This is a genomic window from Staphylococcus sp. 11511212 (assembly GCF_011394755.1).
Taxonomy (GTDB): Bacteria; Bacillota; Bacilli; order Staphylococcales; family Staphylococcaceae; genus Staphylococcus; species Staphylococcus chromogenes.
The window spans coordinates 670423-687339 of sequence record NZ_JAANBQ010000003.1 but is presented as its reverse complement, the minus strand read 5'-3'; the positions used below and the strand labels follow the sequence as shown (position 1 = coordinate 687339).

The window sequence follows — 16917 nt, the reverse complement described above, 5'->3', positions numbered from 1 at the left end:
GATTACTGCTCTCCACGATTCGATCGTAAAATAAGAAGTAAGAAATAACTAATCATGCCAAATAGAAGCGTAATAAATAATGCATGAAGCAAGGCAATGATTAAGTTTACATTTGTAATCACTGATAAAGCACCTGTGACGACTTGTAGAATGATGAGTATAAAACTTGCCGTATAACCGTATCGTATCGTACGAATGTTTGGATAGTTTTTAATGGCATGAATATAAACAATCATGACTGTGATAAATGCAATAAAAGCTAAAATACGATGTGAAAGTTGTACCCAATCGTGCATATCATGTGGCATTAAATCATTAAACGGTAACGGCCATGCACCATAAGCTAAACTTGACTCTGTATGACGTACAAGGGCACCTGTATAGATTGCGACATAAATAATACCAGCCATTATCCAAGTTAGAAGTTGAAGTGGCTTTCGAATATGTACAATATTTGCTTCATATTTTTGGTCTAAATCAAAAATAATCAATGTGAGTACAAATACAGATGAGAAACTGATTAATGAAATCCCAAAATGTAATGCGAGTATATAGTCATTTTGTTGCCACATAACTGCGGCTGCCCCGATCAATGCTTGTAGTAATAAGAATCCAACGCTAATACTACATAGTGGCTTGACTTCTTTTATATGCCCGATATGCTTCCAAGATGTAATCACAAGCCAAAGTACAACGAGTAAAGAGAGTCCAGAAACTGCACGATGACTCAACTCAATAATCGTTTCAATCGGGAGGTTTTTAGGTAATAAGGCACCGTGACATAATGGCCAATCCGTCCCGCAACCATCAGCAGAACCGGTTTTTGTAACGAGTGCACCACCAAGCTGAACCCATACCATAATTAAAGTGGCAAGTACCGATAACCACTTTAGGTTTCGCTTTTTAAACACTGTTCAACACCCCGTTATTCAAAATAATGTTGTAAAAGTATCGTAATTTTACATTTAGCTATATTATAGCAAAAAAAGAACATATGTATGTGACTTAATGGTGACTTTCAATGAATGTCGTTAAAGTGTCACATTTTTTTTAGAATTTACCTAGTAAAGTATTTCACTTTAATATATCATTGTATTATATGAAATTTTTAAGGGGGGGGCATGATGTCTAAATCCGAGTTAGCCGTTCGAACTCATGGACGTGTTACTTTTCAAGAATTAAAGCAGATTGTCAAGTTAGGCCTTGTTCAAGGTAACCTGATACCTGCCTTTGCTGGTGCATGGCTAGCCATCGTGTTTACGCATCATTCGTTTTTAGGATCGATACCACAAATTTTTACGATGATGTTAGGATCCACTTTGGTTATGGGAGGTGCGTGTGCACTTAATAATTATTACGACCAAGATATTGACCGTGTGATGCCGAGCAAACAAAACCGTCCTACAGTTAATGATCGGATTTCAAATCGTCATCTTTTAATATTAAGTTTAGGTATGATTATCATTGGTGAAATACTTTTATTCATCCTAAATATACCTGCAGGTGTGATTGGTTTAGCAGGAGTAATTGGCTACGTTTCTTTCTATTCTATTTGGTCTAAACGTCATACAACTTGGAACACGGTCGTCGGAAGTTTTCCTGGAGCAGTACCACCTTTAATTGGTTGGGCAGCCATTGATGGCCATTTGTCTCTATTAGCTTGGGCATTATTTTTTGTTGTATTTTGTTGGCAACCTATTCATTTTTATGCGCTAGCGATTAAACGTAAAGATGAATATGCAATGGCAAATATTCCAATGTTACCTTCTGTGAGTGGTTTTAAACGTACGAGAGTCGGTATGTTGTTATGGTTAATTGCATTGTTACCTTTACCATTTTTAATGCATGCTTTAGGAAATATTTTTATCGTTTTAGCGACGCTTTTAAATCTTGGATGGTTATATTTATGGTTTACAAGTTTCAAATCAACATCAAATGAGTCGAAATGGGCAACTAAAATGTTTATTTATTCATTGAATTATCTTGTTGTCTTTTTCGCACTTGTGGTTATTATAACTTTAATCAATATGATTTAAACAAATACGAGTGAGGGTTTAAAAATGAGCTTACCAATTTTACCAACGATTAGTACAATGTGTATTGTCATCAGCGCAATATTTGTTGCCATTGGATGGAGATTGATTTGGAAAAAAGAAATAGAAAAACATAAAAAAGTAATGTTATTAGCGGCTATTTTCGCCGTAATATTCTTTACGATTTATGCGAGTCGTACCATCTTCATTGGAAATACTGCGTTTGGTGGACCAGACTCCATTAAAATTTATTATACAATTTTTCTATTCTGTCACATTACTTTAGCAACAGTGGGGGCTGTGCTTGGTTTAATCCAAATCATTACTGGTTTGAAAGACAAATATCATGTTCACCGTAAAGTAGGACCTCCAGCTTCTGTGGTATGGTTTTTTACAGCGATTACAGGCGTAGCGGTTTATATTTTATTGTACGTGTTATATCCTGGTGGCGAAACAACATCATTAATTAAAGCAACTTTTGGATTATAATAGTGTTGAGTTGTAACATTCTTTGATAAGAGACCCTGTTACAACTCTTTTTTTATTTTAATTTCTTTAATTTTCACACAAAAAGTGCGAAAATATTGTAAAATGTCTTATTTAAGGAGGTGCCTATGAAAAGTATCATTATTAAAGTGGTGGGGATTATTTTATTAGTTGGGTTATTAATTTATTTGTTCTACTCCCCCAAACTTGAATTCGATGTTTTAGAGAATCCAAATCATTCGAATGAGCGTGTGAACCGCACGTCACCTCCGAAAACAAACCCCAATGAAGGGGGGAACCAAAAATTAACTAAAGGTGTAGGCACCTTAGTGGGTCAATCTATCGAAACGGTGACTCGAAAATATGGTCAAGCAGACCGAAGATATAGTTATGAAAAAGATTTTGAAAACTATATTTATCATCGTGATAACATGTATTTAATTGTCACTGTAAAAGGTCAAAAAGTGAAATCTGTCTATGTGACAGGAGAAGGGGCAAAAGGGAAAACAGGCCCTATAGAGATTAATTCTAGAGCTGATAAGATTTATAATTCCTTTTCAATTAATACTGAGCCTCAATTTAAATTTAATGGAAAACACTACCATTATGAATTGTCTGATGAAGATATTAAAACGCAAGCCTTAATACCTTTTGGGGATATTTATGCACAAGTGTTCATTGATCAACAATCGAACCGTGTCATTGGATTGAGATTTTTAGATAAAGAAGCGTTAGTCGTTATAAATCCTTATACTCAAAATCAGCCTGAGCTTCTTAGTGAAGATGAGGTTGACCAAAAAGAAGCACATAAAAATCCTGATCAAGACGTTAATCAACGTTTAACTTTATATGAGTTAACGAATGAAATGAGAAAGCTCTATCATCGTCGCCCATTACAAGTTGAAGGGAAACTAGAAAGTGTGGCGAACGTTAATTTATTTAATACACTTGCAAGCGGCAACCATACGTTTACAGAATCCAGTTTAATAGATGTCCTCGATCAAACGGATTTAAGTTATCAAAGTGTTTCTCAAAACGTCGCCTATAATTTTAATGATGTCCTGACATTAACGCATAGTTGGATGAACTCAGATGCTCACCGTTCGCGTATGCTTAATGAGAAGTATTCGAAAATGGGAGGAGAAATTGATCGTCAATATTTCATTCTCATCTTTCTAGAGGAGGAAGATCAAAGTGTTTAATGAATCCCTTATGAATATTTTAGATCAAACAGATCATTTAGGAGATATGATACGAGCGTCAGAAGAAAGTGAGAACTATAAGAAAACAAAACAGACGCTTCAGAGTGATATAAAAGCCCAACAGCTGTATCAAGCCTTTTTAAAAGAACGTATAAAATATAATGAAGTCCAAAGATTTGGTCGTTATCATCCAGATTATCAGCAAGTGATGCTCGCTACAAGACGTGCTAAAAGAAATTATGAAATGCATCCGAGTGTTGTTGCGTTTAAGCAAGCAGAAACTGAACTTCAACGCCTTATAGATGAAGTGGTGACTGTGATTGCTACGAGTATCTCCGAACATGTAAAAGTTGAAGCAGGAACGCCATTGTTCGATAAATTGGCGCACGGTTGTGCTACTGGAGATGCATGTCAATGTAAACCCCACTAAGTAAAGACTTAGCGGGGTTTCATTTTTTCTATGGAATGTTTATTTTAAAGTCAAATTTTATAGAGATAAATGACTTATTTTAGCATTATTTCAATTAAGTCATACGCATCGTAGGGTCTTGTGTGGAAAAGTATAAAATAATCATAAAGCGCAACACGTTAGCATCGCCCTTAGTCTAAATCTAATTTTTAGATAATTTTCTGGATAAAAATTGTTGGGCTAATGTCGGGCGGTCTGTCACGATGGTATGCACGCCTTTTTCAACGAGATCAACCATTAAATCAATACTATTGACCCCGTAATAGCCTGGAACAATATGACGGGAATTCAACCAGCGAATTAAACGTGAAGATGTGAGTGAGATGCCCTTATGCGATAAAGGCATTTGAAACGTCAACGCTTGACCTTCATATAAATGAGGCAGTCCGATGTAAAACTTTAAAAGTCCTTCTGTCACTTCAGATTGACTAGCGCCCGTCGCGATTTCATTTGTTTGAAGTTGGTTGAAGCGCGCGATTTGTGCTTTATGAAAGCTCGTTACGAGCACGCGTTGTTGGGCTTGATGCTTAATAATCGTTTGATATAACCTTTCTGCGGCAATCTCACTTTCAGGTGTATGGGGATGATCTTTAATATCGATATTAATCAATTGGTTAGGATAACGTGTGAGTAATTCGTCTAACGTGACAATTTTAGCTTTTGAATGTCCGCGGTAAGGAAATTTACCATTAATGTCTTTAAAGTGAAAACCAGCATCTAATCGCTTTAACTCTTCTAAAGTGTGTTGTGCCACACGCCCAGAACCATTTGTGGTGCGATCAACATCGGCATCGTGAAATACAATAATATGTCGGTCTTTTGACAAACGGATATCAATTTCAAAACCTGTCAAACCAAGTTTTGCACTATGGTCAAAGGCGAGGATTGTATGTTCAGGGCGTTCAAACGCGCCGCCACGATGACTGAGTATATATGGAGAGGGCTTTTGAAAATAAGGATGTTGGTCTCTCGTTTGTGTTTTAATGTGGAATAATTTACAATTAAATCGTTTTTGTGACGCGCTTCCAAATTTTGTTATAAAGTTTGACATAGTATACACCTACTTCATGAAAAATTTTACCTTTTCGTTTTAAAGTTTTACATGGTACGATATAAACGTGAAAGTGCGAGGTGAAAAAATGGAAATCGTACAACGAGAAAAATTAATTATTTACTTAAAAAATATGAAGCATGAACGTCATATTCGTAAATACGGTCATATTGTAGCCGTGAGTAAATCACACAAATATGTGGCCATGTATGTTGATCAAGAACAAGTAGATCAAACAGTCCAAAAACTAATGAAACTTAAATATGTGACGAATATCGTCGGCTCCCCATACAAAACTATCAAAAAAGTTTATGAAAAAGAAAAATATGAGTTTTAACTATTCTAGTGGGGGAAGCCAGTGTTGCAGTCTTAACACGCTCTTTAAATAATTAAAATAGAGTTCTAACTCTGGATATTCATCAGGGGCGTGGACATCTACGCCGACCATTTCTATTTGGTAAGGTTCTGCAAAAGACTGGATAAGTTCATATTTGCGATTGGACTCTGGGTAAGGATAACGTAGAGCATCTAACATAATATAAATGCCTTGGAAGTACCTTCCTTCAGTGGGTTTCATGATTAAGGCCACTGACGAGCGTTTTTCTTGAGACTTTGGGGTGTGGAAAAAAACTAATCGTTCAATTCTTTGATGATTATATTCGATAAGTGTTTTAAATTCATACAAATCTGTAAGACCGTGGCCGAGCACAATAAATGATTGTTTCATAGTGTTCCTCCTTCATGCAGATTATATTAAAAATGAAATAAGATTGGAAGTGTAAGTATATGCGCGTCATTGCAGGGAAACATAAAAGTAAACTATTAGAAACGCTCGAGGGGCGTAACACAAGACCGACGATGGATAAAGTGAAAGAGGGTATTTTTAATAGTTTACATGAAGTACAAGGTATTGGACTGGATTTGTTTGCTGGAAGTGGCGGCTTAGGGATTGAGGCGCTCTCGCGTGGAATGGAAAAAGTGATTTTTGTCGATCAAAATATTGGAGCGGTTAAAGTCATTCGCCAAAATATTAAGAAGCTAGGCTTAGAAAATCAAGTGGAAGTTTATAAAAACAATGCGGATCGCGCACTAAAAGCGTTGAGTAAAAGAGACATTCAGTTTGACATCATATTTTTAGACCCTCCTTACAATAAAGGGTTAATTGATCAAGCATTAGCACGTATACACGAATTTGATTTATTAAAAAATAATGGTATTATCGTGTGTGAGTTTAGTCATCGTGAATCAATCAATTTACAAGGGTTTAAAGAAATTAAACGTTATCATTATGGTTTAACTGATACATGTTTATTAGAAAAAGGAGAAAGTCATGGCTAATACAAAAGCGGTCATACCAGGGAGTTTTGATCCTATTACATATGGACATATTGATATCATTGAGCGAAGTGCTGAAAGATTTGAAGAATTGCATATTTGTGTATTGCGCAATAGTAGCAAAAAAGGGACATTTACAACGTCTGAACGTATTGCCCTTATTGAAGCATCAGTTGCGCATCTAGACAATGTCTACGTACATTCTTATGGGGGATTATTAGTGGACTTTTGTGAAAAAATTGGCGCAACAACTATTATACGTGGGTTGCGTGCGGTGAGTGATTTTGAATATGAGCTTCGCCTGACTTCGATGAATCGGAAACTGAATCCGAATGTTGAAACGTTGTATATGATGACATCCACAGACTATTCGTTTATCAGTTCAAGTGTTGTGAAAGAGGTTGCACAATATGATGCGGATATTTCAGAATTTGTGCCCAAACCCGTTGAAGAAGCACTATTGAAGAAATTTAAAATTGAGAATGAATAGAGAAATGGGGCTGGGACATAATTGATTTCATGCATTTGATTGTTCCAAAAAGCCTCGCTTTTCTAGGCGCCTCACCACTGCATGAATACGTTACGAATGAAATGAGTTACGTATTCAGTACACCTATGAACATGGGTGAATAGGTGATCCATAGTTTAAGATTGAGACTATCTCAATCTTAAAATGGATTTTCGGTTTCGGCTAGATGCCTCAGAAGTCTCAACTTAGGAAACAATCAAATTTGCTATAATTATTCCCAACCCTAAAGTTATAAACTTTATCAACTCAATTTTATTGAATTAAGTTGTATCAAAATAGCCATCAAAATTTATTCTCAGATAAATTTTGATGGCTTTCTAATTATTGGTAATCTTTATTTCCAACTCCCCTTTTTGTGTATATTCGAGAATTCAAAGGCTGTATTTTAATCAAAGAAGCAACTTTTCTAAACAACTGAATTGTTGTGGATAATGACAGGTGTGTTGAAGTCTGTTTTTTGTTCTCCTGTCAATAGATTATAAATATGCGTTGCTTTAATTTCGTTTTTAAAATAGTCTGCTGTCACTTTATTGACGTTTGTAATAAATTTTTTATCGGGATGACGCTGTTTCACTTGTTTTAAATAAGCTTGTCCTTTTACATTCATTCCTAAGATTCTAACTGCTTTGACATCTGTATTGACGTCATTGTAAGTAAAATGAAGAAGAACGTTCATTAAAACCCTTTGGATGTGTGTATGAGTGTAGCGCTTCGTTTTTAATAATTTAAGCAATGTATCATAGTCATTAGCTTGGTGTATCGTGCGTTTTAAACGATGTTCAAAGCCTTCGCTCATCGTATAAATAGAGGCGAGCGATTGAACATCTTGTTGTAGAATAGATAATTTAATCATTTGAAATAATGTTGTATAGTCGTTGAATGGATTGTGAAATAAATTTATATTGTCAGATGGAACACAATGTTGCCACTGTGCACCGTTGGATAGAATATCTTTACGTATCGCGGAACCACTACCTAAAGTCTCATGTGTAAGTTCATGTTGATGATGTTGCGTCTCGATTCTTGGAATTGTAATGGGTTGAATGGGACTACGTTGTAAATGCAATTGTTTTAAATAAGATAGGGCTAAAATGTTGTTGGGCGAATTTAGAAGCGGGTGACGCATCTTTTCACCTATGATTCTTGCATAATGTTTACCTTCTTTTAATTGCGTCTGAAAATGACTATCTTGTTCGAGCGCGATTAATTGTGAACAGACTTTTTGGAGTTCATGGAGGTTGCCTGATTCACTGCCAAAGGATAACGTATCTGCTTCTAAATAATTTGCGACTTTAACTCCCATTTCAGCAAAACGGTCGCTCGAAGATAAACAGCCTAATAACGGTAACTCTACGACCAAATCTACGCCGGTCAAAGCCATTTGTGTACGTATGAATTTGGAATACATTGCGGGCATTCCGCGCATCATAAATTGTCCACTCATAATCGCAATCACAACATCAGCATCTGTGTTATACTTAGATTGTTGAACGTGATATAAATGCCCATTATGAAAGGGATTATACTCTGTAATAAGCGCAACACTTTTCATTTGCGTTCTTTCCTTTCGTGTCTCATTATGAGTATTGTAACAGAAGTAAAGATGTTAAGAAAAAATCTTGACAACTTTCACGTCAAAAGTTAAAATAAATTTTGTGCTTGTTAGAGGTGAAGCCATATGAAATGGTCAATAACACAATTAAGAAAATACCAAGGACAACCTTTTAAATTTAATCAAACTGTTGAATTTAACGATTTAGTTGGAGCATTAGATCTTTTAGATTTGTCTCCGATTCACATTGAGGGTGAACTAAACGTAAAATCAAATGAAGTCGTTGCAAACGTACATTTAACAGGAACATATACGATGGCTTGTGCTCGTACTTTAAAGCCCGTTGAGGTTCCTTTAGATACGACATCGGTGGAAGTGTTTGATTTAGATGGTTTATACGAAGATGAGGACGATGAACATTATCATCTTGCGACGGATGGCATCATCAATCTTCGTGCAATCGCAGAAGAAATTGTGATGTTAGAAAAACCTATGCGTGTCATTGCTGAGGATAGCGATGAAATGCTAACAGGGGGTCAAGGTTGGGAAGTTGTTGACGAAACACAAATTTTGGATAACGACCCTTCACAAGATGAGTCGCATAAGAAAGTCGATCCAAGGCTTCAAAAATTACAACAGTTCTATGATGATAGTGATCGCGCACGCTAGAATCAATGCGTCATATGTAATGAATAAAAGGGAGGATTAATCATGGCAGTACCAAAAAGAAGAACTTCTAAAACGAGAAAAAACAAACGCCGTACACATTTTAAATTAGCAGTACCAGGTATGCAAGAATGCCCTAACTGTGGTGAATTAAAATTATCACACCGCGTATGCCCAAGCTGTGGTTCATACAAAGGTGAAGAAGTCGTTTCAAAATAATTGATTCGCATTTGTTTCGCTTTGGCTTTTGAAGTCAAAGCGATTTTTTAGTTTGGAATCTATACTTTTAACGGTTAGTGAGTTGTTCACTAGCCGTTAATTTTGGGTTCTATAATAAATCGGACTGATGTATAAATAATTTCATGTATTTGATTGTTCCATAAAGCCTCGCTTTTCTGGGAGCATTACAGAAATCTATTTGATTTCGTAGTAATGCCTGCCGGTGCATGAAGACGTTAGGAATGTAATGAGTTACGTCTTCAGTACACCTATGAACATGCGTGAATAGGTGGTCTTTATTTTAAGTTGCGTGAAGCTTGGCGCATACGCAATCCAGTCAGCTACTGCCACTAATTTTATTGCAGTAATTGAAAAATCTTAAAATGGATTTTCAGTTTCGGCTAGACGCCTCAGAAGTCTCGGCTTAGGAACTAATCAAATACGCTATTATATTCACAAGCGTTATAAAATCTATTTTACGACTCAATTTTAGTGATTTAAGTAGTATTAAAATAACCAACAACGTTCAAGAATTTATACTCTCACAACAAAAAAGGAGTTGAGCAATTTATTATTGTCTTACTCCTTATTGGGAAGTTGCGATTGATATAAGAGACGTATGTTCTCATGAAGAACTGAAGGGACTGTGTTAAAATAATTTTAAATTGAAAAAAAGAGTTGAGGTTTAAATATGGAACAGATTACGTCCAGTCAAAATGCAAAAGTAAAACAATTTTTAAAATTAAAAAAGAAACGAGAACGTGACAAACAAAATAAAGCTGTTTTAGAAGGGTTTCATCTTATTGAAGAAGCGTATCAAAGTGGATTAAAAATAGAACAATTATTTGTATTTGATGTGCAACGCGTCGATGCTAAGTTATTAGCCGCTGCTGAACAAGTTTATGAAATTAATATGAAACTCGCTGAATCTTTAGCAGGAACCGTAACCCCCCAAGGTATTTTTGCAATTATTCAAAAACCTCAGATTGAATCATCCTCTTTGAAGCAAGTGTTGATTTTAGATCGCGTTCAAGATCCGGGAAATGTCGGTACGTTAATTCGCACGGCCGATGCGGCTGGGCTTGATGCTGTCGTGATGACCAAAGGGACAGCGGATGCTTTTTCTGATAAAGTTTTACGTGCAAGTCAGGGAAGTGTTTTCCATATACCTATCATTGTAGAAGAAAATATCATTCATTTCATTCAACAATTTGAAGGCCCTGTTTATGGAACTGCTTTAAATCAAGCCGTAAACTATCATGAGGTTGAAAAAAGGCAGTCTTCATTTGCTTTAGTGTTAGGTAATGAAGGGGAAGGAATTTCAGCTGAAATTTTACAAACGACAACTCAAAATATTACTATCCCCATATATGGAAAAGCGGAAAGTTTAAATGTCGCCATTGCAGCAGGCATTTTAATGTTTCATTTAAAGGGTTGACCCTCATTTTACTCATGTATATAATTAACGTATTAAGATAAATAAGAATGCCAATAAAAAGACAGAAACGATACGATACAATAGTCAAGGGAAGGTAGACAATAACTGAGAGTCACCTCTATTGTGTAGCGTTTTTTTCACCTTTTTAGCTACTTAAAGAGATTTAAGTCGGGTTTATGACTCGTTATCAACATAAATTCAGAGTGTATGTAGTGAATTCTACATAAAACTGGGTGGTACCACGGAAAAGCTTCGTCCCAAGTCAAGGGCGGAGTTTTTTTATTTTTAAGGAGGATAAACATGTCACATACAGATGAAATGGTGCAAATTAAAACTGAAGCACTTGAAGCCATTCAACAGGTAGATAGTGAAAAAGCATTACAAGATGTGAAAGTAAAATATTTAGGTAAAAAAGGTCAAGTGACCGGCCTCATGAAAAATATGAAAGACTTACCTAAAGAAGAAAAACCAGCTTATGGTCAAAAAGTGAATGAAGTTCGTCAAGCGATTACGATGGCGATTGAAGAAAAACAAGTTGCATTAGAAGAAGAAAGTTTAAATCAACAATTAGCGGAAGAATCTATTGATGTCACATTGCCAAGTCGTAAAATTGCGAATGGTGCAAAACATCCGCTCACACGAACAATTGAAGAGATAGAAGATTTATTTTTAGGGTTAGGTTATGAAATTGTGACAGGTTATGAAGTTGAACAGGATTACTACAATTTTGAGGCATTAAATCTTCCTAAATCTCATCCGGCAAGAGACATGCAAGATAGTTTCTACATTACAGAAGAAATATTAATGCGTACTCACACATCACCTGTCCAAGCGCGTACAATGGAAAAACGTAACGGTGAAGGACCTGTGAAAATTATTTGTCCAGGTAAAGTGTATCGTCGTGATTCAGATGACGCTACACACAGTCATCAGTTTACACAGATTGAAGGACTGGTTGTCGATGAAAATATTAAAATGAGTGACTTGAAAGGGACTTTAGAGTTATTAGCAAAATCACTATTTGGTGCTGATCGCGAAATCCGTTTACGCCCAAGTTATTTTCCGTTTACAGAACCTTCTGTAGAGGTAGATGTTTCTTGTTTTAAATGTAAAGGAAAAGGTTGTAACGTTTGTAAACATACAGGATGGATTGAAATTTTAGGTGCAGGTATGGTTCATCCAAATGTATTGGAAATGGCTGGATTTGACGCTCAACGATACTCAGGATTTGCATTTGGTATGGGTCCTGATCGTATCGCGATGTTGAAATACGGTATTGAAGATATTCGTCATTTTTATACGAATGACGTCCGTTTCTTAGAACAATTTAAAGCAGTGGAAGATAGAGGTGAAACAACATGTTAATTTCAAAAGAATGGTTAGAATCTTATGTAGATATCGATGTGTCAATTGAAGCTTTAGCTGAACGCATCACACGCACAGGCATAGAAGTTGATGATATTGTAGATTTCACTGCGGATATTAAAAACTTAGTTGTCGGTTATGTGGAATCAATTGAAAAACATCCAGACGCAGATAAATTAAACATTTGCCAAGTGAATATTGGTGAGAGTGAACCTACTCAAATTGTCTGTGGTGCACCCAATGTAGATGCGGGTCAGACCGTAATTGTTGCTAAAGTAGGCGGCCGTCTACCAGGAGGCATTAAAATTAAACGTGCTAAATTGCGTGGTCAAGTTTCAGAAGGAATGATTTGTTCATTACAAGAAATTGGGTTAGCAAGTAATGTAGTACCTAAGGCATTTGAAGAAGGAATTTATAATTTTAGTTCTCAGATTGAACCGGGAACAGATGCGTTGAAAGCATTGTATTTAGACGATCAATTGATGGAATTTGATTTAACACCTAACCGCTCGGATGCTTTAAGTATGATAGGCACGGCATATGAAGTAGGTGCACTCTATCATCAAACTGTGCGTAAACCTGAAACGAAAGTGGCTTCTGAGACAGGTGATGCACATGATGAATTAACAGTAAAAATTGAAAATGAGGACAAGGTACCTTATTACAGTGCGCGTATCGTTAAAAATGTGAAAATTGCACCTTCTCCGGAATGGATGCAATCTCGTTTAATGAAAGCGGGCATTCGTCCGATTAATAATGTAGTTGATATCTCTAATTATGTGTTACTTGAATATGGTCAACCTCTGCATATGTTTGACCAAAATCAAATGGGTTCTAATGAAATTGTAGTCCGTCAAGCGCATGATGGTGAAACAATGACCACATTAGATAATCAAGAACGTCAACTTAAAATGAACGATATTGTCATTACGAATGGAAAGGAACCTATTGCGCTTGGTGGCGTGATGGGTGGAGATTTTTCAGAAGTAACGACAAATACAAAAAATGTTGTAGTAGAAGGGGCACTTTTTAATCCTGTTTCGATTCGCCATACGTCACGTCGCTTGAACTTAAGAAGTGAGTCTTCAAGTCGTTTTGAAAAAGGATTAGCCACAGAATTTGTGAATGAAGCAGTAGATCGTGCTTGTGTGCTTTTAGAAACCCTAGCTCAAGGTGAAGTCATGGCAGAACGTGTATTTGCAGGAGAGTTGGGTGCATTGACAAGAACAATAGAAATTACCGTTGACAAAGTGAACCGTACCATTGGTTTTAACGTGTCTGAAGATGAAATGATTGAAGCTTTAGAACAATTAGGGTTTAAAACAACGGTAAAAAATCAAGTGTTAGAAGTCACTGTGCCATCAAGACGACCTGATATTACCATTGAAGCAGATATTATCGAAGAAATCGCACGTATTTATGGCTATGATAATCTACCATCGTCACTCCCTGTATTTGAATCAGTGACAAGTGGTGCTCTAACAGATCGACAACGCAAAACACGTGTTGTTCGAGGAGCGTTAGAAGGTGTGGGCTTATCACAAGCGATTACGTATTCACTTGTAGACGAAAAGCGTGCAACAGCGTTTACTACAGAAAAGCGCGATGTCATTAAATTATTGATGCCAATGAGTGAAGCCCATTCAACATTACGTCAAAGTTTGCTTCCACATTTAATTGATGCGGTTCAATATAATGTCGCACGTAAAAATCAAAATGTGTCGCTATATGAAATCGGAAATGTCTTTTTTAGTAATGGTGAGGGCGTAATGCCGGATGAAGTCGAATATTTAAGTGGTATTATGACAGGCGAGTACGTGGCAAATCCTTGGCAAGGTAAAAAAGAAGTTGTAGATTTTTATCTAACAAAAGGCGTTGTCGATCGTATTGCAGATAAACTGGCATTGCGTTTTGAGTATGAAACAGCACAGGTGGATGGTTTACATCCTGGACGTACAGCAAACGTGTTGTGTCAAGGTGAAACAATAGGTTTCATAGGTGAACTTCATCCAACTGTTGCCAAACAATACGATTTAGGTCGGACGTATGTATTTGAACTAAACTATGAAAAATTAATGAAATTCCAAGTCGGCTACATTAATTATCATCAAATTCCTAAGTTCCCAGGGGTCACTCGTGATATTGCACTCGTAGTCAATACTGAGGTCCGTGTCTCTAGTTTGATTCAAACGATTCGTCAAGCGGGTGGACGTTTATTAAAAGAGGCATCAGTGTTTGATGTCTATGACGGTGAACATATGGAGGCAGGTAAAAAATCTGTCGCGATCAGACTTGAATATTTAGACACTGAAAATACATTAACAGAAGCACAAGTGGCCGAAGTCCATGAGACAATTTTATCTGAGCTTGAAAACCAAGGGGCCACACTAAGAGGATAAAAATTATCATAATTTAAACTGTTCGCAAAGTCATGCGCTTTGTGAACAGTTTTTTACATCTATGTATTATTTTCTTTATAAGGTATTAAAATAGCCATCAGAATTTATTCTTAGATAAATTTTGATGGCGTTCAAATGATTGATGATCTAGATATTTCAACTCTTACGCTCTTTAAAAGTAGGTTATGTTTCAATCATATGTCTATGATGTAATAATTGTTCATTATATATCCTTGCGCTTTTTTTGTACTAATTTAAGTGCTTTCTCTCGATTACCAAAATGTTTTTTTGTGATGGCGTCAAGTTGAGGGAGTCCTTGTTTCTCAATAATTTGCGCTGCCAAAAGGTCGACTTTGCCACTTGCCCCTTTCAAAATCGTTTGGTGCATTTTTTTAGAAAGTAAATCCATATGTTTAACAAAAGCATATCTTGAAATAATACTTGCTGCAGCGATAGCTAACGATTTGGATTCACCTTTTGTTTCAAAATGCGTCCGTTTTTCAAGAGGGATGTCTCCTAACGCATAGCGTTTATAAACGCCGGGCTGCGCAAACTGATCAATGACAATGGCATCGATATCACTTTGTTCTACTTTTTTTAAGACGTTTTGAATGCAAGCATTATGTAAAACAGCTTTCATTTTCACTTGTGACCATCCCATCGCTTGGCGTTCATTATAATTTGGATTATCTAGAACGATGAGGGAGTGGGGAAGAAAAGTCACCAATTGTTCTGCAAGTTCCACAATTTTACGATCATTCAATTTTTTAGAGTCGTCCACCCCTAAAGTTTTGAGAACGGCGATATTTTCTTTACTCACATAGCATGCACAAACCGTTAAAGGACCGAAATAATCGCCACTTCCCGCTTCGTCACTGCCGATACAGCTCATTTGATTGTAGTTCACGGAATGTTTTTGAGGAGTGACTGGTTTGGTTGCTGCTATAGATACACTCTTTGGACCAAGGAGCTTTTGTGCGACAGCTTCGACGTTTTGTCCTTGAAACATGACCTTGCGCGATTTATATATACTAATCGTTACCCCTTGATACTTTGCTTTTGCAATCATTCCGGGCGCTAAATTAGAAGTATCGGCATTAATTTTTTGAATTAACTTTTCAATCTCATTTTGAGATAATGTTTGAACTAAATTTGCCATAAGTAACCTCTTTTATTCATATTTCTATTGCTTATCCTATCATAAATTTTTAACGTGAAGGGAGTGGGTATGCCATTGCTACAAAAAAGTCATATGAAAAGAATGAATTCATATGAATCCATGATACACAAACTCTTCCGTCTCGTGTATAATGTACGTTGATGAATAAAATTAAATTATAGGGCTAGGTGAACGGATATGGGTGAGTTTAAAAACAGAATAAACGTAACAATAAATGACCAGCACTATACGATCGTTGGAGAAGATGACCCTGAGCACATTCGTTATGTTGCTGATTTAGTTGATGATAAAATAAAGTCATTAGGACAACGCAATGCTGGATTAGATTCAGTACGAAAAGCGGTTTTAACAGCTGTCAATCTGACACATGAATTAGTGCTTCTTGAGGAAGAAAACGCGAGATTAAGAGAAGAAATTCAAAGATTAAAACATAGAGGCGAATGAAATGTTTCTCCTAATTAGCGGGATTTTCATTCTCATTTATGCCGCTATCGGTTTTTATCGAGGGATGACGGCCAGTGTGCTGCATCTGATGAGTACCGTATTTGCTTTGTGGGTAGGACTTCAATTTTATAAACCACTCAATGATTATTTGAGATTATTTATTCCATTCCCTAAGACGGATGCTTTTGATACGACATACGCGATTCAGTTTGACCAGCCTGAATCTCATTTTAATGCTCTGGTCAGTTTATTACTGATTGTATTTATCGTCAAAGTGATTGCAAATGTTGTATTGGATACGTTTGCCAAATTGATTTATCGCCATCGGAATTCTTTGGTATTGCGTGTGGTGGGCGTAGGTGTGAGCGTGATTTCGGCAGGGATTGTTCTTCATTTTATTTTTATTTTAATGGCCTTGTATCCAGACGCAAATATACAGTTAGCACTTCAACATACGCCATTCGCACAATGGCTTATTACCAAGCTCCCTATCCTTTCACAATATACAATGAACTTAATTTAAACTAACTTTTGAGGTTGGAACGACAT

The 16917-nt window shown here is 36.4% G+C and carries 19 protein-coding genes; 14 read left to right on the top strand and 5 right to left on the bottom strand.

Translation table 11 applies throughout. The annotated features are described in order from the left end of the window. Window positions 1–2: 2 nt before the first annotated feature. A complete protein-coding gene (locus G8Y84_RS04735; RefSeq protein ID WP_037571718.1) occupies window positions 3–911 on the bottom strand; it encodes a COX15/CtaA family protein in 909 nt (302 codons plus the stop codon). 213 nt (window positions 912–1124) lie between these two features. Between G8Y84_RS04735 and cyoE the strand changes: the two genes are divergently transcribed. From cyoE to G8Y84_RS04715, 4 genes are all read left to right on the top strand, one after another. After that, window positions 1125–2036: a heme o synthase gene (cyoE, locus tag G8Y84_RS04730; protein WP_037571715.1), complete on the top strand. Its 912-nt coding sequence runs from the start codon at window positions 1125–1127 to the stop codon at window positions 2034–2036. Window positions 2037–2060: 24 nt separating this feature from the next. Further along, entirely contained in the window at window positions 2061–2522 is a 462-nt protein-coding gene (locus G8Y84_RS04725) for a DUF420 domain-containing protein (protein WP_037571713.1), read from the top strand. 125 nt (window positions 2523–2647) lie between these two features. After that, the gene (locus G8Y84_RS04720) at window positions 2648–3721 is read left to right on the top strand and encodes a CAP-associated domain-containing protein (protein WP_165806150.1); all 1074 of its coding nucleotides are present in this window, start codon (window positions 2648–2650) and stop codon (window positions 3719–3721) included. Then, complete coding sequence (locus G8Y84_RS04715) at window positions 3714–4151, top strand: YlbF/YmcA family competence regulator (RefSeq protein ID WP_037571699.1); 438 nt, start codon at window positions 3714–3716, stop codon at window positions 4149–4151. Before G8Y84_RS04720 ends, G8Y84_RS04715 begins: the two co-directional genes overlap by 8 nt. A 181-nt stretch (window positions 4152–4332) precedes the next feature. On the opposite strand, the gene G8Y84_RS04710 is transcribed toward G8Y84_RS04715, so the two are convergent. After that, the gene (locus G8Y84_RS04710; protein ID WP_165806149.1) at window positions 4333–5241 is read right to left on the bottom strand and encodes a glycerophosphodiester phosphodiesterase family protein; all 909 of its coding nucleotides are present in this window, start codon (window positions 5239–5241) and stop codon (window positions 4333–4335) included. A gap of 88 nt (window positions 5242–5329) precedes the next feature. Here G8Y84_RS04710 and G8Y84_RS04705 point away from each other — a divergent pair, with 88 nt between their 5' ends. Next, window positions 5330–5578, top strand: a complete 249-nt coding sequence (locus G8Y84_RS04705; RefSeq protein ID WP_037571696.1) for a DUF2129 domain-containing protein — start codon at window positions 5330–5332, stop codon at window positions 5576–5578. On the opposite strand, the gene G8Y84_RS04700 is transcribed toward G8Y84_RS04705, so the two are convergent. After that, on the bottom strand, window positions 5579–5968 hold the full coding sequence (locus G8Y84_RS04700) for a DUF7147 family protein (RefSeq protein WP_037571694.1): 390 nt from the start codon (window positions 5966–5968) through the stop codon (window positions 5579–5581). It lies immediately after the preceding gene. A 59-nt stretch (window positions 5969–6027) separates the two neighbouring features. On the opposite strand from G8Y84_RS04700, the gene rsmD reads away from it, so the two are divergent. Next, window positions 6028–6579 carry a 16S rRNA (guanine(966)-N(2))-methyltransferase RsmD gene (gene rsmD / locus G8Y84_RS04695; protein WP_037571691.1) on the top strand — a complete coding sequence of 184 codons (552 nt, stop codon included), beginning with the start codon at window positions 6028–6030 and terminating at the stop codon, window positions 6577–6579. Then, complete coding sequence (gene coaD / locus G8Y84_RS04690; protein ID WP_037571689.1) at window positions 6572–7066, top strand: pantetheine-phosphate adenylyltransferase; 495 nt, start codon at window positions 6572–6574, stop codon at window positions 7064–7066. Before rsmD ends, coaD begins: the two co-directional genes overlap by 8 nt. 445 nt (window positions 7067–7511) lie before the next feature. Here coaD and G8Y84_RS04685 read toward each other — a convergent pair whose 3' ends face one another. After that, complete coding sequence (locus G8Y84_RS04685; protein ID WP_105965932.1) at window positions 7512–8657, bottom strand: nucleotidyltransferase; 1146 nt, start codon at window positions 8655–8657, stop codon at window positions 7512–7514. 126 nt (window positions 8658–8783) lie between these two features. Between G8Y84_RS04685 and G8Y84_RS04680 the strand changes: the two genes are divergently transcribed. The 5 genes from G8Y84_RS04680 (at window position 8784) to pheT (ending at window position 14744) form a co-directional block, all read left to right on the top strand. Beyond that, the gene (locus tag G8Y84_RS04680; protein WP_037571683.1) at window positions 8784–9326 is read left to right on the top strand and encodes a YceD family protein; all 543 of its coding nucleotides are present in this window, start codon (window positions 8784–8786) and stop codon (window positions 9324–9326) included. 42 nt (window positions 9327–9368) lie between these two features. Then, window positions 9369–9542, top strand: a complete 174-nt coding sequence (rpmF, locus tag G8Y84_RS04675; RefSeq protein ID WP_037571680.1) for a 50S ribosomal protein L32 — start codon at window positions 9369–9371, stop codon at window positions 9540–9542. A 691-nt stretch (window positions 9543–10233) separates the two neighbouring features. Further along, window positions 10234–10980, top strand: a complete 747-nt coding sequence (locus G8Y84_RS04670; RefSeq protein ID WP_165806148.1) for a TrmH family RNA methyltransferase — start codon at window positions 10234–10236, stop codon at window positions 10978–10980. A 300-nt stretch (window positions 10981–11280) separates the two neighbouring features. Further along, window positions 11281–12345, top strand: coding sequence for a phenylalanine--tRNA ligase subunit alpha (pheS, locus tag G8Y84_RS04665; RefSeq protein ID WP_037571675.1), 1065 nt, complete (start codon window positions 11281–11283; stop codon window positions 12343–12345). After that, entirely contained in the window at window positions 12339–14744 is a 2406-nt protein-coding gene (pheT, locus tag G8Y84_RS04660) for a phenylalanine--tRNA ligase subunit beta (protein ID WP_037571673.1), read from the top strand. The genes pheS and pheT overlap by 7 nt, the downstream gene beginning before the upstream one ends. Before the next feature lie 223 nt (window positions 14745–14967). Here the strand turns inward: pheT and rnhC are convergent, their stop codons facing one another. Further along, a complete protein-coding gene (rnhC, locus tag G8Y84_RS04655; protein ID WP_037571670.1) occupies window positions 14968–15903 on the bottom strand; it encodes a ribonuclease HIII in 936 nt (311 codons plus the stop codon). A 198-nt stretch (window positions 15904–16101) separates the two neighbouring features. On the opposite strand from rnhC, the gene zapA reads away from it, so the two are divergent. Together zapA and G8Y84_RS04645 are read left to right on the top strand one after the other, a co-directional pair. Next, a complete protein-coding gene (zapA, locus tag G8Y84_RS04650) occupies window positions 16102–16368 on the top strand; it encodes a cell division protein ZapA (RefSeq protein WP_165806147.1) in 267 nt (88 codons plus the stop codon). A 1-nt stretch (window position 16369) separates the two neighbouring features. Beyond that, on the top strand, window positions 16370–16891 hold the full coding sequence (locus tag G8Y84_RS04645; RefSeq protein WP_165806146.1) for a CvpA family protein: 522 nt from the start codon (window positions 16370–16372) through the stop codon (window positions 16889–16891). Window positions 16892–16917 lie beyond the last annotated feature (26 nt).